Source organism: Mobilicoccus sp. (genome assembly GCF_032060985.1).
Lineage (GTDB): Bacteria > Actinomycetota > Actinomycetes > Actinomycetales > Dermatophilaceae > Mobilicoccus.
This window is the reverse complement of record NZ_DAMBGD010000010.1, coordinates 78,107-94,577: the sequence shown is the minus strand read 5'-3', so window position 1 is coordinate 94,577 and position 16,471 is coordinate 78,107. Positions and strand designations below refer to the sequence as shown.

Sequence of the window (16,471 nt, the reverse complement as noted above, 5' to 3'; positions counted from 1 at the left end):
CCGGACTCACCGCCCGCCGGGGTCGGTCCCGAACCGACCACCGGCGCCGGGCCGACCGATCCCGGGACGACCGATCCGGGACGGACCGACCCTCGGGCCGGCGCTCCCCGATCCGCCGGCACCGGGCGGCGGGTCCGTACGCCGGCGGAGCTGGGCCTCGCCTACGGTCTCGGCGCCTATCTCATCTGGGGCGCGATGCCCCTGTACTTCGGACTCCTCGCCCCCTCCGGACCGTGGGAGATCCTCGCGCACCGCATCGTGTGGAGCTTCCTCGTGTGCGCGCTGCTGCTGCACATGCGGGGTCGACGTCTGCCATCGTGGCGCCGTCCCTCCCGCGAGCTGCTCACCATCGCGCTCGCCTCGATCCTCATCGCGACGAACTGGGTGACCTACCTACTCGCCGTCACCTCGGGCCGGGTCACCGAGGCCGCCCTCGGGTACTTCCTCACCCCCCTGGTGAGCGTCGCGTTGGGCTTCTTCGTGCTCCGGGAGCGGCTGAGGCGCCTCCAGACACTCGCCGTGGGGATCGGTGCCGTCGGTGGACTGTTCCTCGCCGTCGCGGGTGGACACGTGCCCTGGATCGCGTTCCTCCTGGCCACGTCGTTCGGCTTCTACGGACTGGTCAAGAAGCGGATGCCGGCCGACCTCGGCGCCCTCGGGAGCCTCACCGCGGAGTCGGCGTTGCTCACCCCTCTCGCCCTCGTCGCGATCCTCACCCTCGGCGTGAGTGGCACCTCGACCCTTGACGCCGGACCGGTGCACGTCGCCCTGCTCGCGAGCACCGGGCTCGTCACCGCGGTCCCCCTGCTGCTGTTCGCCATGTCGGCGCGGCGGGTGCCGCTGGTGACCATCGGCCTGCTCCAGTTCATCTCCCCCGTGCTGCAGTTCGTCACGGGACTCGCCCTCGGCGAGCACATGACGCCCGCCCGCTGGACCGGGTTCGCCATCGTGTGGGTGGCCCTGCTGTGTCTCGTCACGGACTCCTTCCGGGCCCGCCAGGGGCGCGTCCACGGGTGAGACGCGGGCCCCGGTGCGGTTCGACGGGCGGGGCCGGGAACGGGAAAGATCTCCGTCGGGCCGACACGACGAAGGGCGCCCCACCACGAGGTGGAGCGCCCTGTCGAACGTGTCCGAGGACCTCACACGGCGGCGTGCGTCTGGGTCGGTGGCTCCCGACGCAGGCTGATCTTGCCGTCCTTCATCACGCCCTCGATGTAGCTGAGGATCATCGTGAGGTAGGCCTCCATGACCTCGTTCGTGGACTCGTCGTCGCGGTCCACGAGCCAGGCGAGCATGGCGCCGTCGGTGAGCGTGAGGACCATGCGCGCCACGGTGCGCGTCGACATCTCGTCGGTGCCCTGGATGCCCAGGCCCTCGGTGATGAAGGCCTCGATGACGTCGAGGTAGGTCTTGTAGAGCAGCCGCGCCGCCTCACCGTCCCCACGGACCGACCAGGAAGCGAGTTCGTAGCTCAGCAGCTGACGTCCCGGATCGGAGATCGTCGTGTTCCAGAACGCTTCGACGGCGGCTCGCGCCTTGGTCCGCATGGGTTGGTCGGCGACCTCTTCGAGCGCCTCGGCCACCGGGCCGAGGATGGGGTTGAGGAACGACTCCGCGACGGCGTTGAGCAGCGCCTCTTTGCTGCTGAAGCAGTAGTGGACGACACCGAGGGAGACGTTCGCCCGCTCGGCGATACGGCGCACGGACGCAGCGGCGAGACCTTCTTCGATCGCGAGATCGATCGTGGCAGCGATGAGCTGTTCACGTCGGCGGTCTGCGGGAACTCTGGGCATAACCAGCACTGTAGGTGCAAAGCACCCGCGTCCAGCACCCCAGGTCGGCCCTCTTACTGTGCTCATACCTGGGCGTTATCGAACCTTTATCCGACACTGTCGGGCTTCCGCCAATAGGGGGCTCATTGGCGCCCGCTCGCCCCCGACGGTGACCGAATCGCCGGTCCTCAGGTCCAAAACCCTTGTTCTTCAGCGCATCTCACCGAGACCGCTTCTCGGCACCCTACCTGAACGGCAGACAGGACCGTGAAACACACGCCCACCTCGTGTTTCACCCCACACAACAGCTGTCGAGCTGTGAGCACCCAGGCGTGATTCCGACGAAGCGCCGCCCCCCTCGCGCCGGCAACGACGACGACCGCCGGGCACGAGGCCCGGCGGTCGTCGCGGTGTGCGCGTTCTCGAGGTGTCGTGACGTGAGAGATCCCGCTCAGACGGCGCGGTCGACGACGCTCGCGGCCAAGGTTCGCAGCGCATCGACGACCGGACCCTCCCCGAGCGGCGTGAGCTGTTCCTGCGCCCTGGCGGCGATGGCCCGTGTCGACAACCTGGCCTCCTCCATGGCGGGGTGACGCCGCAGGAGGTCGAGCGCCTCGGCCACACCCGCGTCGTCGTGCGCGAGGTCGGAGTCGAGCAGTTGGAGCAGCCGAGCGTCCTCGGGCCGCGCCGCTCGTCGCACGAGGAGCACGGGCAGGGTGTCGACACCCTCCCGCAGGTCCGTGCCGGGGGTCTTGCCGGACACGCCGGGGCGGGACTCGATGTCGAGGAGGTCGTCGGCGAGCTGGAAGGCGATGCCGAGCAACTCGCCGTACTCCTGCAAGAGGGCGACGGTCTGCTCGTCGCAGCCACCGAACATCGCCCCGAACCGGGCCGCGGTCGCGATGAGGGCGCCGGTCTTGTCGCGGAGGACCCCGATGTAGTACTCGACGGCGTCCTCGGACGGCGGGCAGGGACGGTCGTCGCGGATCTGCCCCGAGCACAACCGCATGAACGTCTGCGCCTGGATCTTGACGGCCTCGGCGCCGAGGTCCGCGACGACGTCGGAGGCGTTCCCGAAGAGCAGATCGCCCACGAGGATCGCTGTGGAGTTGTCGTAGACGGCGTTGGCCGAGGGGGCCCCGCGACGCAGCGCCGCCTCGTCCATCACGTCGTCGTGGTAGAGCGACGCGAGGTGCGTGAGCTCCACGGCCGCGGCGGCCGCGACGACGTCGTCGTCGATACCCGTGCCGAACTGCGACGCGAGCAGCGTGAGCACCGGCCGCACGCGCTTGCCACCGGCGGCCAGGAGGTGGCCGGACGCCTCGGCGATGAACGGGTCGTCGTGGCGGACCCGGCTCTCGAGGAACGCCTCGACGCGCGCGAGCCCGTCGACGAGGGTCGTCGTCGTCTCCGCGTCGAGCCCCGGCAGCGGGACCGTCGTGGTGCCTGCGCTCATCGGATGAAGATCGAGAGCGACGACATGAGGTCGAGCAGCGGGCCCGGGAACACACCGAGCAGGAGTGTGAGCGCCACGCTCAGGGTGATCGCGCTGGTCGTCGCGACCGACGGTGTGAGAACGCCGACCCCGCCCTCCGTCGTCGCCGTCACGCCCTCGGCGGGTGCGGTGAACATGATGCGGACGACCCGGAAGTAGACGTAGGCGGTGATCGCACTGCACAGCACACCGAGCACCACGAGGATCACCCCGGGAATGCCGGCGTGGGCGATCGCTGCGGAGAAGACCGCGACCTTGGCCGTGAAGCCCGAGGTGAGCGGCAGACCCGCGAATGCCATGAGGAGGAAGGCGAACGTGCCCGCGACGAGCGGCGACCGCTTGCCGAGGCCCGTCCACTGGGTGAGCGAGGTCGCCTCGGCCCCGGTGTCCCGCGAGCGCACGAGCGTGATGATGCCGAACGCGGCGATGACCGAGAACCCGTAGGCCGCGAGGTAGAACATCACGGCCCCGACCGCGCTGACGTCGAACGCCATCACGCCGACGAGGACGAAGCCGGCGTGGGCGATCGAGGAGTAGGCGAGCATGCGCTTGATGTCGGTTTGCGTCACCGACAGGATCGAGCCGATCACCATCGTGAGCCCGGCGACGACCCAGATGATCATCAGCCAGTCCCAGCGCGCGGCGTCGATGCCCGTGTACAGCACACGCAGCGCCGCCCCGAAGGCCGCGGCCTTGGTGCAGGCGGCCATGAACCCGGTGATCGGCGTCGGGGCCCCCTGGTACACGTCGGGGGTCCAGCTGTGGAAGGGCACGGCGCCCATCTTGAAGAACAGGCCGACGAGGATGCTCGCGCAGCCGAGGACGAGCAGTGGGTTCATGCCGGGGTACATGCCGATGGCTTCGGCGATGCGCCGGAACTGCATGGAACCCGCGTACCCGAAGAGAAGGGCCGAACCGAAGAGGAAGAACGCCGAGGCGAACGACCCGAGCAGGAAGTACTTCAGCGCCGCCTCCTGCGAGAGCAGCCGCTTGCGACGCGCCAGCGCGCAGAGCACGTAGAGCGGGAGGGAGAGGAGTTCGAGCGCGATGAACATCGTGAGCAGGTCGCCGGCGGCCGGGAAGATCATCATGCCCGCGATGGAGAAGAGCATGAGCGGGAAGACCTCGGTCGTCGACCCCAGACGCTCGGCCACGCCCTCCGCGTGGGAGCCGGGGACGGAGGCTCCCGAGGGGGTGATCGCATCGGCGAGGCGGCCGTCGAAACGCTCGGCCACGATGATGAGCGAGACCAGACCCATGAGCAGGACGAGGAGCTGGAGCACGATCGCCGGACCGTCCATGACCAGCGCGCCCGCGAGCGTGGGGCCGGTGATCGCGGCCGAGTTGAACGACAGCACGACGAACGCGGCCGCGAGAGCGAGGACGGCGAGCACGACCTGGGTCGTGTGCCGCACCCGACGAGGTGCGAACGCCTCGAGCAGCACCCCGAGGAGCGCCGCAGCCAGCACGATCGCGACCGGGGCGACGGCCAGGGCGTTGATGTCGGCGGGGACGAACTCCGGCACGGGCATCACTTGACACTCCCGTTCTGTGCCCCGGCGGTGGGGGCGGGATCGGTGACGCCCACGAGGTGGAGCGTCTGGGTGACCGCGGGGTTGATGACGTCGAGCGCCACCCGCGGGTAGAACCCGAGGACGAGGAACAGCGCGATGAGCGGGATGACGACGAGCTTCTCCCGGCCGATGAGGTCGGGCACCTGCCCCCGCAGCGGACGAGGACGCTCGAGGGTGTCGACGCCGACCGACGCGGACGTCTCCTCCCGGGCCATCGTGTCGGTGCTCACCGTGCCGGTGTCGCGGGCGGCGTGGGCGCCGCCGACGGGCGTCTGCGCGCCGCCTGCGTCGTGACCCTGCGCGTCGCGGCCGTGCGCCTCGAACCGCGGGTCGTCGTAGGACACGACGCCGTCGTTCTCGACCAGGCGCCCGCCCGGCGCGGGCCCGGTGAACACGCGCATGTACAGCACGAGGATGTACGTCGCCGCGAGCACGATGCCCACGGAGGAGATCGCCGCGACGATCGGGTAGCGCTGGAAGGTGCCCATCATCACGAGGAACTCGGACACGAACGCGCCCAGACCGGGCAGCGCCATGCCGGAGAGCCCGGCGATGAGGAACGAGCCGGCGAGCAGCGGGGTGACGCGCTGCCACCCGCCGTAGTCCCGCACGTCCTTGCTGTCGTGGCGGTAGATGAGCATGCCCGCGAGGAGGAACAGCGCAGCGGTGGAGAAGCCGTGGTTGAGCATGTAGAGCACGGAGCCCGACACGCTCATCGACGTCACGGCGAAGATGCCGAGCACGATGAACCCGAAGTGGCTGACCGAGGTGTAGGCGATGAGCCGCATCATGTCGGTCGAGCCGATCGCGAGGACCGCGCCGTAGACGATCGAGACGAGCGCGAGCGCGAGGATCGCCGGGGTGGCCCACTCGCTGGCGTTCGGGAACATCTGCAGGCAGAACCGGATCATGCCGTAGGTGCCGACCTTGTCGAGCACGCCGACGAGCAACACCGCGGTGGCCGGACGCGACGCCGCAGCGGCGTCGGGCAGCCACGTGTGCACCGGCCACATCGGCGCCTTGACCGCGAACGCGATGAAGAAGCCGAGGAACAGCAGGTTCTCGGTCAGCGGGGACATCTGCAGACCGGTGAGGTTGGCGACGAGGAAGCCCTGCGGACCACCCGCCCCCTGGAAGAACACCGCGATGACCGCGGCGAGCATGACGAGCCCACCGGCGAGGGAGAAGAGGAGGAACTTGAGGGCCGCCGGGCCGCGGTTCTCGCCACCGTAGTTGTTGATGAGGAAGTAGACCGGGACGAGCATGACCTCGAAGAAGACGTAGAAGAGGAAGACGTCGGTGGCCGCGAAGACCCCGATCATCATCGTCTCCAGCACGAGCATCCAGGCGAAGTACCCGCGGTGCCGGCGACCGCCGGAGAACGGCACGTCCTCCCACGCGGCGAGCAGGCAGATCGGCACGAGGATCGCCGCCATGACGATCATCGCGAGGGCCATGCCGTCGATGCCGACCGCGTAGGACACACCCCACTGCGGGATCCACGGGTAGACCTCTTCGAACTGGAACTGCTGTCGTTCGGGCGCGGTGTCGAAGTTCGCCCACAGGAACAGCGTGCCGAGCAGCGTGACGACCGAGAACGCCAAGGAGATGACGCGCGCCGACCGCTCGGGCGCGACACACACGACGAGCGCCCCGATCAGGGGGATGATCCCCAGGATCGTGAGGAGGGGCATGGAGGAGGTCAAAGTCATCGCTGCACCATCCACACGAAGAGGAACATCGCGACGATGCCCATGAGCATCGTCATGGCATAGGACCGGACGAGGCCGTTCTGGATGTGGCGCAGGGCGCCGGACAGGCCGGCGACACCGGCACCGATCCCCATGAGGCCGTTGTCCACGCCGCGGTCGTTCGAGACCCCACGGGCGAGGGACATTGTCGGGTTGACGAAGACGTCGTCGTTGACCATGTCCTGGAAGAGGTCGTGGCGCGCCGCCCGGGTGAGCAGGGAGCCCTCCGGCGCGACGACCGGGACGTCCTCCTTGGCGTAGCGCACCCAGGCGAGGGCGACGCCGATCACCATGAGGGTGAGCACGAGCGCCGTGATGACCAGGGGCGGCAGCACCGGCTCGTGGTGGTGGGCGTGGCCGGTGACCGGGGCGAGCCAGTCGGAGAAGCCGACGAACTTGAGGAAGGCGCCGAGGCCGACCGAACCGACCGCGAGGATCACCATCGGGATGGTCATCGTGGCGGGCGACTCGTGCGGGTGGTCGTGCTCGAGCCACCGGGCCTTGCCGTGGAAGGTCATGAAGAACAGGCGCGACATGTAGAAGGCGGTCAGACCGGCGACGAGGGTCGTGATGCCGCCGAACACCCACGGGCGCCAGCCCTCGCCGACCCAGGCGGCCTCGATGATCGCGTCCTTGCTCCAGAAGCCGGAGAGGAACGGGAAGCCGATGATCGCGAGCCAGCCGAGGCCGAACGTGATCCAGGTGGTCTTCATCTTGGCCGAGAGCCCACCGAAGGTGCGCATGTCGACGCGGTTGTTCATGCCGTGCATGACCGAGCCGGCGCCGAGGAACATCCCCGCCTTGAAGAAGCCGTGCGTGACGAGGTGGAAGATCGCGACGGCGTAGCCGATCGGGCCGAGACCCGCGGCGAGCATCATGTAGCCGATCTGGCTCATCGTCGAGGCGGCGAGCGCCTTCTTGAGGTCGTCCTTGGCGCACCCGACGATCGCACCGAAGGTCAGGGTGATCGCGCCGACGATCGCGACGACGAGCTGCGCGTCGGGCGTGAGGTTGTAGATCGGGGCGCTGCGCACGACGAGGTAGACACCCGCGGTCACCATCGTCGCCGCGTGGATGAGCGCCGAGACGGGCGTCGGGCCCGCCATCGCGTCGCCCAGCCAGGCCTGGAGCGGGAACTGGGCCGACTTGCCGCAGGCGGCGAGCAGGAGCAGCAGCCCCATGATCGTCATGGTGGTCGTGCCCGCGTCGCCGGCGGCCTGGGCGACCCCGGCGAAGGTGACGGTGCCGAAGGTCGCGAACATCAGCATGATCGCCAGGCCGAGACCGAAGTCACCGATGCGGTTCATGATGAACGCCTTGTTGGCGGCGCTCGCGTATGGGGGGTTCCAGTTCCAGAACCCGATGAGCAGGTACGAGGCGAGACCGACGCCCTCCCAGCCCAGGTAGAGCAGCAGGTAGGAGTCCGCGAGCACGAGCGTGAGCATCGCCGCGACGAACAGGTTGAGGTAGGCGAAGAACCGGCGCTTGTCGGGGTCGTGCGCCATGTACCCGAGGGAGTACACGTGGATGAGCGACCCGACGAACGTCACGAGGAGGACGAACGTCAACGACAACGGGTCGACGAGGAGACCGGCCTCGAGGTTGAACGTGCCGGTCGCGATCCACGACCACAGCGACACGTGCCGGCTGCGGTCGGCGGCATCCATGCCGAGCATCGCGACGAGCGTGAGGGCGGCCACGACGAAGGCGGACCACGAGAGGACCGTCGCGAGCAACGGGCCGAAGGAGTCGGTGCGGCGGCCCCCGACGAGCAGGAGCGCCGAACCGAGCAACGGCAGGGCGATGACGAGCCACATGAGGGCCGTCACTCCCGAGGCCGGCTGCTGGTGGGCGATGTCCGCCGCGGCCAGGCTCACGGGCTGCAGCGCACCGGTGAGGAGGGTGGGGTTCACTCTGTGCGCTCCTTACAGCTTGAGCAGGTTGGCGTCGTCGACCGAGGCCGAGCGGCGGGTGCGGAAGATGGTCATGATGATCGCGAGCCCGACGACGACCTCGGCCGCGGCGACCGCGAGCACGAAGAGCGCGATGACCTGACCCTCGATCGTGCCGTTCATGCGTCCGAAGGTGACGATCATGAGGCTGACGGCGTTGAGCATGAGCTCGATGCCCATGAAGACGATGAGGGCGTTGCGGCGCAGGAGGACGATCGTCGCGCCGAGGGAGAAGAGGACGATGCCGAGGTAGAGGTAGTTCGACAGGCTCATCGCTGGCTGCCCTCCTCGAGTTCGTGCTCCATCTCCGTGGTCGCCTCACTGAACGTCGTGGGCCGGGAGAGCTGGTCGCGCGCGACGAGGATGCGCGAGACCGACAGCTCGCTCGGCGTGCCGTCGGGCAGCAGCGCGGGGGTGTCGACGGCGTTGTGCCGGGCGTAGACACCGGGCGCCGGGAGGCCGGCGACGTTCTTGTTCTCGGCGATGCGGCGGCGGCTCCAGGCCCGCTGGTCGGGCTTGGGCAGCAGCCGTTCGCGGTGGGCGAGCACCATGGCGGCGACCGCGGCGACGACGAGGAGGGCGCCGATGAGCTGGAACGCGGCCATGTAGGGACCGAAGATCATCTGGCCGAGGAGGACGACGTTGCCTCCCGCGTTGAGCTGGTCGAGCGGGACGCCACCCCGGTAGGCGACCCCGCCGAGGGTGCTGCCGAGCAGCAGCATCAGGCCGAGACCCACGAGGACCGACACCCACCGGTGGGCCCGCATCGTCTCGAGGCGGGTCTCGGAGGCGTCGACGCCGACCATCATGACGACGAAGATGAACAGCATCATCACGGCGCCGGAGTAGACGAAGATCTGCACGATGCCGAGGAACTCGGCGCCCTGGGCGACGTACACGACCCCGAGCAGGATCATCACCATCACCATCGACAGGGCGGCGTAGACCGCACGCCTGCTGAACGCGAGGCCAAGGGCCCCGAGCACCATGAGAGGTGCCGCGATCCAGAAGAGGACCGCCTCTCCCGTTCCGGTCATCGCCGGGTACCGCCTTCCGTCAGACCGCCCTCATCGCGGGGCTTGGTGCGCACGTCCTTGGGGTCGGGCCCACCGCTGGGGGCGGAGGCGCCGGGTTCGGTGTCCTCCGTGCCGCGACGGCGGGCGAACTCCTCCTGCTCGGGCGTGGCCTTGGCGACCTTGCCCTGGTAGTAGTCGCGCTCCTCCATGCCGTCGACCATCGGGTGCGGCGGGGAGACCATGCCCTCGGACAGCGGCGCGAGGAGCTGGTCCTTCTCGAAGATGAGGTCCTCGCGGCGGTGGTCGGCGAGTTCGTAGAAGTTCGTCATCGTGAGCGCGCGGGTGGGGCACGCCTCGATGCACAGGCCGCAGAAGATGCAGCGGAGGTAGTTGATCTGGTAGACGCGGCCGTACCGCTCGCCCGGGGAGAAGCGGCCGGTGCCGCCCTGCTCGAGCGGGGTGTCGTCGTTGTCGGCGCCCTCGACGAGGATCGCGTCGGCGGGACACGCCCAGGCGCACAGCTCGCACCCGACGCACTTCTCCAGACCGTCGGGGTGGCGGTTGAGCTGGTGACGCCCGTGGTAGCGCGGCTGCGTGGGCCGCTTCTCCTCGGGGTACTCCTCGGTCGGCCGCTTGCGGAACTGGTTGGTGAAGGAGACGCCGAAGCCCGCGACGGGAGCAAGGAGGTCGGACAGGAACCCACCGCTGCTCTCGGCGGCCTGCTGCTCCGGCCCGTAGACCGACGGCGCGTCGGCACGTTCGCGACGGGCGACCTCGGAGCGGGGGTTCTCCTCCGGGGTCGGGGTGGACTCAGCCACGGTGGCCCTCCTCGTGGGTGGTGGCGTCGGGGGTGGCGTCGGACCCGCCGTCTGGGCGCGCGGGCTCCGCCGAGCGGACCGTGCCGGTGAGGGCGTGGTCGCGGCGCGGCTCGACGAGCCGCTGGCCGGGCATCGGCGGAACAGGGTATCCACCGGCGTAGGGGTCGATCTCCTCGGGGATCTCGACGGGACGCCGCTTGGCCTGTTGGGCCGCGTCCCACTTCATGGCCGCGCCGAGCGCGAGGACGGCGACGACGAGAACGACGGCGAGCGTCGCGATGAAGCTGTGGGGGCCGAAGAAGCCGAGGCGCGCACCGTGCATGAACGCGACGGCGAGGACCCAGACGATCGTGGCGGGGATGAGGAACTTCCATCCGAAGGCCATGAACTGGTCGTAGCGGGTGCGGGGCAGGGTGCCGCGGAGCCACACGAATCCCCACATGAAGATCCACATCTTGAGGGTCAGCCAGAGGAGGCCCCACCAGCCGTCGTCGAGGAACCCGGGGATCGGGGAGTGCCACCCGCCGAGGAACAACGTGCTGGCCAGCGCGGAGACGGTGAACATGTTGACGTACTCGCCGAGGAAGAACATGCCGAACCACATGCCGGAGTACTCGGTGTGGTAACCACCGACGAGCTCACCCTCGCCCTCGGCGAGGTCGAACGGCAGACGGTTGGTCTCGCCGACCATGCAGACGAGGTAGACGAGGAAACTGAAGAACGCGGGGATGACGAACCACAACCCGCGCTGGGCCTCGACGATCGTGGAGGTCGACATCGACCCCGCGAAGAGGAACACGGCCACCAGCGACAACCCCATCGCGATCTCGTAGGAGATCACCTGAGCGGTGGAGCGGAGGCCACCGAGCAGCGGGTAGGTCGAACCGGAGGACCAGCCGGCGAGCACGAAGCCGTAGGCTCCGACGCCGGCGGCCGCGAGCACGATGAGCACGGCCACGGGGCTGTCGGTCACCTGCAGCGGTGTCGAGTGCCCGAACATGTTCACCTGCCCGCCGAGCGGGATGACCGAGAACGAGATGAACGCGGTGGACCCGGCGATGATCGGCGCGAGCGTGTAGGTGAACCGGTCGGCGTTCGCGGGCCGCACGGCCTCCTTCCACATGAGCTTGAAGCCGTCGGCGAGGGTCTGGAGGATGCCCCACGGCCCGAAGCGGTTGGGCCCGGGACGCTGCTGCATGAACCCGACGAAGCGTCGTTCGAACCAGATGACGACGACGACCTGGAGCAACAGGTAGATGAACACGAGGAGGGCCTTGACCGTCGACAGCCACAGTGGGGTATCGGAGAAGTCGGCCACCGGCCCGGACAGGGCCTGCACCGATCCCGTGAGGACCGGGACGCCGGCGAACGCGAGGACGGAGGTCATGCGGCACCACCCTTGGAGAGCGTGACGACGTCACCGGCGACCGCGCCGAGACCGGCGCGCACCCGTGACCGGGGCGAGTTCGTGGGCAGCCAGACCACCCGGTCGACCATGGGCGTGAGCACCACCGGCAGGGTGATGGCGCCGTGCTGGGTGGACACGGTGAGCGGGGCACCGTCGACGACGCCGACCTCGGCGGCCGTGGCGGGCGACAGACGCGCGACGGCAGGCTTGGAGGTGCCGGCGAGGAACGGTTCGCCGTCCTGCATGACACCGGCGTCGAGCAGGTGATGCCAGGTGGCGAGGACGGCCTCGCCCTCACGCAGCGCGGACAGTCCCGTGGGGGCGACGGTCGGCGCGGAGGGGCGCGAGCCCGAGAACGCACCGAGGCGGTGCATCTCGGCTCGGGTCACGGCGATGTTCGCCGTCCCCAGGTACTCCCCCATCTCGCCGGCGACGAGGTCGAGGACCCGGTGGTCGGACATCGCGTGGCTCTTGAGCGCCTGCCCGAACTCCCCGAGACGACCCTCCCAGTCGACGAAGGCGCCGGAGCGCTCGTCGTGGGTGGCGACGGGGAGCACGACGTCGGCGTACTCGGTCATCTCACCGGCGCGGATGTCGAGGGAGACGACGAACGCGCGGCGCAGGGCCTCGTGCACGAGGTCGGGGTCGGGCAGGTCACCCGGCTCGACACCACCGACGAGCAGGCCCGGCAGCGCACCGCTCGCCGCGTCGGCGACGATGCGGTTGCCGTCGCGACCGGCACGGCCGGGCAGGGATGTCAGACCCCACGCGGCGGCGACGTCGGCGCGGGCGCCCTCGTCGGCCAGTGGGCGTCCACCCGGCAGCAGCGAGCCCAACGCACCGGCCTCGAGCGCACCACGCTCACCGGCACGACGCGGCACCCAGGCGAGGCGCGCGCCGGTGCGCGAGGCGAGGGCCGCCGCGGCCGAGAGGGCACCCGGGGTGGAGGCGAGGCGTTCCCCGACGAGGATGATCGCCTCACCGGTCAGCGCCTCGGAGACCGTCGCCAGTTCGGCCCGGTCCTCGCCGATGGCCGACAGCAGCGCGGCCTCGGTGCCGGGCGCGGCCTGCACGAGCGTGCCCATGAGCTTGACGAGCCCGGTGCTCGCGAACGGCGCGATGGAGAAGATCTTCGTCTTGTTCTTGCGGGCGGCCTTGCGCAGCCGCAGGAAGATCATCGGCACCTCCTCCTCGGGCTCGAAGCCGACGAGGAGGACCGAGGGCGCCGATTCGAGGTCGGCGTAGGTCACCGCACCGGTCTCCGGGGAGGTGGCGACGACGTGGGAGGCGAGGAAGGCCGCCTCCTCCTCCGAGTGCGGGCGGGCGCGGAAGTCGATGTCGTTCGTGCCGAGGGCGACACGCGCGAACTTGGCGTAGGCGTAGGCGTCCTCGGCGGTGAGACGACCACCGGTGAGCACCCCGACCCCCCCGTTCCCACGGGCACGGGTGAGGCCGCGGGCGGCGACGTCGAGGGCCTCGGGCCAGGACGCCACCCGCAGGGTGCCGTCGGCCTCGCGGACCAGCGGGGAGGCGTACCGGTCGGGCTGGTTCTGGTAGGCGAACGCCCACCGGCCCTTGTCGCAGTTCCACTCCTCGTTGACCTCGGGGGTGTTCGTCACCATGCGGCGCAGGACGGTGCCGCGACGGTGGTCGGTGCGCTGGTGGCACCCGGCCGAGCAGTGCTCGCACACACCGGGGGTGGAGACGAGGTCGAAGGGGCGGGACCGGAACCGGTACGTCGCGCTCGTGAGGGCCCCGACCGGGCAGATCTGCACGGTGTTGCCGGAGAAGTAGGACTGGAACGGCTTCTCCTGGAAGATGCCGATCTGGCTGTTCGCGCCACGCTCGGTGAGGGAGATGAACGCGTCGCCCGCCACCTGGTCGGAGAAGCGCGTGCATCGCTGGCAGAGGACGCAGCGCTCGCGGTCGAGGAGGACCTGGGTGGAGACGTTGACCGGCTTGGGGTAGGTGCGCTTGACGTCGGTGAACCGGGTCTCGCCCTGGCCGTGGCTGAGGGCCTGGTTCTGCAGGGGGCACTCGCCGCCCTTGTCGCAGACCGGGCAGTCGAGCGGGTGGTTGATGAGGAGGAACTCCATCACCCCGCGCTGGGCCTTCTCGGCGACCGCGGAGGTGAGGTGGGTCTCCACCTGCATGCCGGGGGTGACGGTCATCGTGCAGGACGCCTGCGGCTTGGGCATCTTCGACAGCGAGCCGTCGCGCCCGGGCATGCTCACGTCGACGAGGCACTGGCGGCACGCGCCGGCGGGCTCGAGGAGCGGGTGGTCGCAGAAGCGCGGGATCTCGATGCCGATCTGCTCGGCGGCGCGGATGATCAGCGTGCCCTTGGGCACGCTCACCGAGATGCCGTCGATCATCGCCTCGACCATCTCCACGGGCGGCGGCACCTGCGCGTCGCCACCCTGGGAGGTCGGGTTGGCACCCGACGCGGGGCTGGTCGGCACGGTCATGAGGTCACGCTCTCCTTCGCGAACAGCACCGAGTTCTGCGGCGGGAACGACACGTCCACCGGGGTGGTCATCGCCTGCTCGAACTCTGCACGGAAGTACTTGATGCCGGAGCTCACCGGGCTGGTGGCGCCGTCGCCCAACGCGCAGAACGACCGGCCGAGGATGTTGCTCGCGATGTCGTCGAGCTTGTCGATGTCGCCCGGACGTCCCTGGCCTCGTTCGAGGCGGGTGAGGATCTCCCGCAACCAGTACGTGCCCTCGCGGCAGGGCGTGCACTTGCCGCAGGACTCGTGGGCGTAGAAGTCGATCCACCGCGAGACCGCGCGGACGACCGAGACGGTCTCGTCGAAGATCTGGAGCGCACGGGTGCCGAGCATCGAGCCGTTCGCCGCCACGGACTCGAAGTCGAGGGGGACGTCGAGGTGCTCGTCGGTGAACAGCGGGGTCGAGGAGCCGCCGGGCGTCCAGAACTTGAGGCGGTGACCCGCCCGGATGCCGCCCGCCATGTCGAGGAGCTCGCGCAGGGTGATGCCGAGGGGCGCCTCGTACTGTCCGGGGCGCTCGACGTGGCCCGAGAGGCTGAAGATGCCGAAGCCCTTGGACTTCTCGGTGCCCATGCCGCCGAACCAGTCTGCGCCGTGCAGGATGATCGGCGGCACCGAGGCGATGGACTCGACGTTGTTGACGACGGTCGGCCGGGCGTACAGGCCGGCGACGGCCGGGAACGGCGGCTTGAGGCGTGGCTGGCCGCGTCGGCCCTCGAGGGAGTCGAGCAACGCGGTCTCCTCGCCACAGATGTAGGCGCCGGCGCCCGCGTGAACGGTGATGTCGAGGTCGAAGCCGCTGCCGAGGATGTCCTTGCCCAGGTACCCGGCCGCGTAGGCCTCGCGGACGGCCTCCATGAGGCGGCGGTACACGTGGACGACCTCACCGCGCACGTACACGAACGCGTGGTTGCAGCCGATCGCGTAGCTCGTGATGATCATGCCCTCGACGAGGAACTGCGGGCTCGCCATGAGCAGCGGGATGTCCTTGCAGGTCCCGGGCTCGGACTCGTCCGCGTTGACGACGAGATAGCGGGGGCCGCCGTCCGGCTCCGGCAGGAAGCCCCACTTCATGCCCGTGGGGAACCCGGCGCCACCGCGACCGCGCAGGCCGGAGGACTTCGCCATCTGGACGAGATCGGCGGCGGGCGTGGACAGGGCCTTGCGAAGGGCCTGATAGCCCTCGAACCGCTCGTAGGTCTCGAGGGTCCACGAGCGCTCCTCGCCCCACGGGTTCGTGAGGATCGGTGTCAGCTCGGTCATGAGCGCACTCCCTTCGGCGCCTGACGGCGGTTCATCAGTCGACCTTCCCGTCGCCGGGCTTCTCGTTCGGGGCGTTGGCCGGGGTGTCCTGCGAGCTGTAGCGGCCGCGGGCCAGTCCCTCGGAGGTGTCCTCGGAGCGCGTGCGCTCCTGCTGCTCGGACGGGGGCGCCGTCCACCCTTTCTCGTGGGCGAGGCGCAGACCCCGCAGCGACGCGGGCCCGGCTCCGGGGCCCTCGTGGACGTGGCCGTCGGGGAACCCGGCGAGCACGCGGGAGACCTCGGTGAACGTGTGGACCTTGTCGGCGCCCCGCGTGGGGCGGACGTCCTCACCGGCGCGCAGGGCGTCGACGAGCGCGATCGTCGTCTCCGGCGTCTGGTTGTCGAAGAACTCCCAGTTCGCCATGACGACGGGGGCGTAGTCGCACGCCGCGTTGCACTCGACACGCTCGAGGGTGATGCGACCGTCGGAGGTCGTCTCGTCGTGGCCGATGCCGAGGTGGTCGCTCACGGCCTGCCAGATGGCATCGCCGCCCATCACCGCGCACAGCGTGTTGGTGCAGACACCGACGGTGTAGTCGCCGTTGGGGAACCGCTTGTACTGCGTGTAGAACGTCGCGACGCCGCTGACCTGCGCGGCGGGCACCCCGATGACCTCGGCGCAGAAGTCGATGCCCCGCGGGGAGATGTACCCGTCCACGCTCTGCACGAGGTGGAGCAGCGGCAGGAGCGCCGACCGCTTGTCGGGGTAGCGGCCGACGACCTGCGCCGCGTCCTCCCGCAGCTGCGCGAGCTGCTCTGCGGTGTACGGCTGGGTGGGCCGCGCCGGCTCCGTGCCGTAGTTGGGGCGGTTACCGTGCCCGCTCATCGGATCTCCTCGAACTGTCCTGCGTGGGTAGCCGGCCCGCGACCC

At 69.8% G+C, this 16,471-nt stretch carries 13 protein-coding genes; 1 reads left to right on the top strand and 12 read right to left on the bottom strand.

Annotation, left to right across the window (positions count from 1 at the left end; translation table 11 throughout):
* The first annotated feature begins 195 nt into the window (after positions 1-195).
* A complete protein-coding gene (gene rarD, locus RT054_RS09635; protein WP_396837257.1) occupies positions 196-1,017 on the top strand; it encodes an EamA family transporter RarD in 822 nt (273 codons plus the stop codon).
* Between the two features lie 122 nt (positions 1,018-1,139).
* On the opposite strand, the gene RT054_RS09630 is transcribed toward rarD, so the two are convergent.
* The 12 genes from RT054_RS09630 to nuoE form a co-directional block, all read right to left on the bottom strand.
* Complete coding sequence (locus tag RT054_RS09630) at positions 1,140-1,793, bottom strand: TetR/AcrR family transcriptional regulator (RefSeq protein ID WP_312719816.1); 654 nt, start codon at positions 1,791-1,793, stop codon at positions 1,140-1,142.
* 430 nt (positions 1,794-2,223) lie between these two features.
* Positions 2,224-3,228, bottom strand: coding sequence for a polyprenyl synthetase family protein (locus RT054_RS09625; RefSeq protein WP_312719817.1), 1,005 nt, complete (start codon positions 3,226-3,228; stop codon positions 2,224-2,226).
* Entirely contained in the window at positions 3,225-4,799 is a 1,575-nt protein-coding gene (gene nuoN / locus RT054_RS09620) for an NADH-quinone oxidoreductase subunit NuoN (protein WP_313023322.1), read from the bottom strand. The genes RT054_RS09625 and nuoN overlap by 4 nt, the downstream gene beginning before the upstream one ends.
* A complete protein-coding gene (locus tag RT054_RS09615; protein ID WP_313023320.1) occupies positions 4,799-6,553 on the bottom strand; it encodes an NADH-quinone oxidoreductase subunit M in 1,755 nt (584 codons plus the stop codon). Before RT054_RS09615 ends, nuoN begins: the two co-directional genes overlap by 1 nt.
* The gene (gene nuoL / locus RT054_RS09610; protein WP_313023356.1) at positions 6,550-8,409 is read right to left on the bottom strand and encodes an NADH-quinone oxidoreductase subunit L; all 1,860 of its coding nucleotides are present in this window, start codon (positions 8,407-8,409) and stop codon (positions 6,550-6,552) included. Before nuoL ends, RT054_RS09615 begins: the two co-directional genes overlap by 4 nt.
* A 108-nt stretch (positions 8,410-8,517) precedes the next feature.
* The gene (gene nuoK, locus RT054_RS09605; protein ID WP_312722173.1) at positions 8,518-8,817 is read right to left on the bottom strand and encodes an NADH-quinone oxidoreductase subunit NuoK; all 300 of its coding nucleotides are present in this window, start codon (positions 8,815-8,817) and stop codon (positions 8,518-8,520) included.
* Positions 8,814-9,581: an NADH-quinone oxidoreductase subunit J gene (locus RT054_RS09600; protein WP_313023319.1), complete on the bottom strand. Its 768-nt coding sequence runs from the start codon at positions 9,579-9,581 to the stop codon at positions 8,814-8,816. The genes nuoK and RT054_RS09600 overlap by 4 nt, the downstream gene beginning before the upstream one ends.
* Entirely contained in the window at positions 9,578-10,378 is an 801-nt protein-coding gene (nuoI, locus tag RT054_RS09595) for an NADH-quinone oxidoreductase subunit NuoI (RefSeq protein ID WP_312722169.1), read from the bottom strand. The genes RT054_RS09600 and nuoI overlap by 4 nt, the downstream gene beginning before the upstream one ends.
* Positions 10,371-11,765 (bottom strand): NADH-quinone oxidoreductase subunit NuoH, encoded by a 1,395-nt coding sequence (nuoH, locus tag RT054_RS09590; RefSeq protein ID WP_313023316.1) that lies wholly within the window; start codon positions 11,763-11,765, stop codon positions 10,371-10,373. The genes nuoI and nuoH overlap by 8 nt, the downstream gene beginning before the upstream one ends.
* The gene (locus RT054_RS09585) at positions 11,762-14,254 is read right to left on the bottom strand and encodes an NADH-quinone oxidoreductase subunit G (RefSeq protein ID WP_313023314.1); all 2,493 of its coding nucleotides are present in this window, start codon (positions 14,252-14,254) and stop codon (positions 11,762-11,764) included. The genes nuoH and RT054_RS09585 overlap by 4 nt, the downstream gene beginning before the upstream one ends.
* Positions 14,251-15,561, bottom strand: coding sequence for an NADH-quinone oxidoreductase subunit NuoF (gene nuoF / locus RT054_RS09580; protein ID WP_313023312.1), 1,311 nt, complete (start codon positions 15,559-15,561; stop codon positions 14,251-14,253). The genes RT054_RS09585 and nuoF overlap by 4 nt, the downstream gene beginning before the upstream one ends.
* Before the next feature lie 34 nt (positions 15,562-15,595).
* Positions 15,596-16,426: an NADH-quinone oxidoreductase subunit NuoE gene (gene nuoE, locus RT054_RS09575; protein ID WP_312722161.1), complete on the bottom strand. Its 831-nt coding sequence runs from the start codon at positions 16,424-16,426 to the stop codon at positions 15,596-15,598.
* Positions 16,427-16,471 lie beyond the last annotated feature (45 nt).

Coding starts and splice junctions, on each gene's coding strand:
- rarD (WP_396837257.1), top strand. CDS start 196: ATGCCCCTGTACTTCGGACTCCTCGCCCCCTCCGGACCGTGGGAGATC.
- RT054_RS09630 (WP_312719816.1), bottom strand. CDS start 1,793: ATGCCCAGAGTTCCCGCAGACCGCCGACGTGAACAGCTCATCGCTGCC.
- RT054_RS09625 (WP_312719817.1), bottom strand. CDS start 3,228: ATGAGCGCAGGCACCACGACGGTCCCGCTGCCGGGGCTCGACGCGGAG.
- nuoN (WP_313023322.1), bottom strand. CDS start 4,799: ATGCCCGTGCCGGAGTTCGTCCCCGCCGACATCAACGCCCTGGCCGTC.
- RT054_RS09615 (WP_313023320.1), bottom strand. CDS start 6,553: ATGACTTTGACCTCCTCCATGCCCCTCCTCACGATCCTGGGGATCATC.
- nuoL (WP_313023356.1), bottom strand. CDS start 8,409: ATGTGGCTCGTCATCGCCCTGCCGTTGCTCGGTTCGGCGCTCCTGCTC.
- nuoK (WP_312722173.1), bottom strand. CDS start 8,817: ATGAGCCTGTCGAACTACCTCTACCTCGGCATCGTCCTCTTCTCCCTC.
- RT054_RS09600 (WP_313023319.1), bottom strand. CDS start 9,581: ATGACCGGAACGGGAGAGGCGGTCCTCTTCTGGATCGCGGCACCTCTC.
- nuoH (WP_313023316.1), bottom strand. CDS start 11,765: ATGACCTCCGTCCTCGCGTTCGCCGGCGTCCCGGTCCTCACGGGATCG.
- RT054_RS09585 (WP_313023314.1), bottom strand. CDS start 14,254: ATGACCGTGCCGACCAGCCCCGCGTCGGGTGCCAACCCGACCTCCCAG.
- nuoF (WP_313023312.1), bottom strand. CDS start 15,561: ATGACCGAGCTGACACCGATCCTCACGAACCCGTGGGGCGAGGAGCGC.
- nuoE (WP_312722161.1), bottom strand. CDS start 16,426: ATGAGCGGGCACGGTAACCGCCCCAACTACGGCACGGAGCCGGCGCGG.